2 protein-coding genes are annotated in these 2,170 nt (G+C 40.8%); both read right to left on the minus strand.

The features are described 5' to 3' along the window. Positions 1-598: glycosyltransferase family 4 protein (locus OQ279_RS18615; protein ID WP_266071364.1), on the minus strand; the 598-nt coding region annotated here is incomplete at its 3' end. A gap of 18 nt (positions 599-616) precedes the next feature. Beyond that, the gene (gene csaB / locus OQ279_RS18620) at positions 617-1,786 is read right to left on the minus strand and encodes a polysaccharide pyruvyl transferase CsaB (protein ID WP_266071365.1); all 1,170 of its coding nucleotides are present in this window, start codon (positions 1,784-1,786) and stop codon (positions 617-619) included. Between the last annotated feature and the right edge of the window lie 384 nt (positions 1,787-2,170).

The raw sequence follows: 2,170 nt of genomic DNA on the forward strand, positions 1-2,170 counted from the left end.
CATGCTTTTTGCGGAGTTCAGCTTTCTTATCAGTTGCTGGCTGAAAATCGTGAATATCAATGAAGTTGCGGATTGCTGTGCCGTCCACTCCTGTCTGCTTTTTCACATAGTCTTTAATGCGCTGATCAACGGTAATGACTTTACGTGTTGAGCTATACGCCTTTTTTTCCATTTCCTGCAATAGCTTTGCCTCTTCGCTGCCTTCCACAACAGAACCGGAGCTGACCGCTTCAAAAGCCATATAGCCATGAACAGTAGAAACCGTCGGAATCCCAGATTCCAATGATGCAAACGTAGCAAACGCGTCTTGGGCATTGATAATATCGTAGTTTTTCGATTTATTTTCTACAATCAGTTTGTGAAGCATGTTTTGGCGTGCTTTTCGGCTCCAAATGATGCCTTTGCCTTTTTTCACTTTGTTTAACACAAAGCTGGGTCCGCGTGCATAAAATTTCTTTTGCCAGCCTGGCGCGTCACTGATGGAAAGAACATCGACTTCATGTCCTCTTGCTTCAAGGCCTGCTTTTAATGTTGTTACATGTGTCGATAATCCCCCAGCATGAGGGTAATCGAAGACAGTCGTAATTAGGATTTTCATAATGCCCTCTCCCTTGCGTTATTTCAAAAATCGTTCCTTCATCATGTCAATATTTTCAAGAGCATCCCTGCGCATGCCCTGTGCATTTGTTTCAATCATTGCCTTCAGTTCTGCATGATTGGCAAGAACCTTTTTGCTGTTATCTACAAGTTTTGCAGCATCCAATGTTTCAAGCGGAAAAGAGTATGTCCACATGCCAGAACGCTTTAACAAGCTTTCCACCTTTTTATCATAGCTGATCCCGATATGCGGAACAGCAACAAGAGCGGAGAAGATAAGTGAATGCAGACGCAGCCCGATTGTAAGCTCGCAATTACTGATAAAGTTTAAGTATTGATTTGGCAAAAAGTCTGGTCCTAATACATAGCAGCGGTCGCTATGCTTCATATGCTCCAGTACAAAATTGGAAGCTTTCACATCATGATGACCTTCCATCGGCACAAATACCGGTGTGATGCCTTCTTCCTCAATCAGCTGATCAAGTGCAAGGCCGATTTGTTTGTAATGGTCTGTATGCTGGAACCATGGACGGACAGAGACAGCAACAAGCTTTTCATCTCCCTTTAATGGAAGAGAATCGATGCAGGCTGTATCCTCCTTTTTCTGAAACGCAAACACGATATCAGCTGTCACGACTGATTCAGGACGATTCACACCGAGCTTATGCAAAAGATCCTTAGAGTGCTGGTCACGAACCGTAATAAAGTTTGCCATATTGGCAAATACTTTCATTAATATTTTCCCCCAAGTTGAGTTCACGGGACCAATACCTTGCGAGAAGAACATTACTTTAGTGCCGCAAAGCTTGGCAAGAAACACAATTAATAAATAATAAGGAAGGGGGCCGAACAAAAACTTCGTTGGATACGTATCTTGAAGAAGACCGCCGCCGCCGCTGATTAGTAAGTCAGCTTCGCGGAGCGCTTTCACTTTTCCTTTAAAATCATGGCGCCATCCTCTATAAACGCTTTTAACACTATACGTTTCAGCCGTTTTTTTCGGAGATAGAGAGAAGACGGTTAAATCAGGGTGGTCAAGCTCATCCTTTAAATTATCAACAATTGATTCAAGAATCGCTTCATCACCTGTGTTGCCAAGTCCATAAAATCCAGAGATCACTATTTTCAAAGAAGTATTTCCTCCTTGTGTCATTTTATCCATGCGGAAAAAGCTTTCCTTTACCTTCATTCTAATTTTTTCCTTATTTATTAAGTTAGAATGCTTGTTAGTATAAAAAAGCTAAACTTTATTTTAACATTAGCATGGTGGACATTCAATGTAATTGGTGCAACGTTTGGTTGAATTTGTTATACTATGTTAGGATTATGTCGAACTTCGGCATAGCTTCGCTGTTTTTTTGCTGGAATGCAGGCATGATGTACATTCTGCGTATTGCAGCACGCAAAAACTATAGCAGGCTGAGAGTGATTTGGAACTAAGTCCACCTTCACTTGTGTCGAACTATGACATGTTTTACTATGTTCATTAGCTAACAAAATTAATTCATAAAATGAAGAAATTTACATATTAAAGAGATGTCCTTATAAAAGGAGAAAATATGTGTTGTAGGAT

Source organism: Salinimicrobium profundisediminis (assembly GCF_026241755.1).
In the GTDB taxonomy this organism is placed as follows: domain Bacteria; phylum Bacteroidota; class Bacteroidia; order Flavobacteriales; family Flavobacteriaceae; genus Salinimicrobium; species Salinimicrobium profundisediminis.

Bases quoted from the DNA above. Each gene is read 5' to 3' on its own strand.
- csaB (WP_266071365.1), bottom strand. From the start codon at position 1,786: ATGAAGGTAAAGGAAAGCTTTTTCCGCATGGATAAAATGACACAAGGA.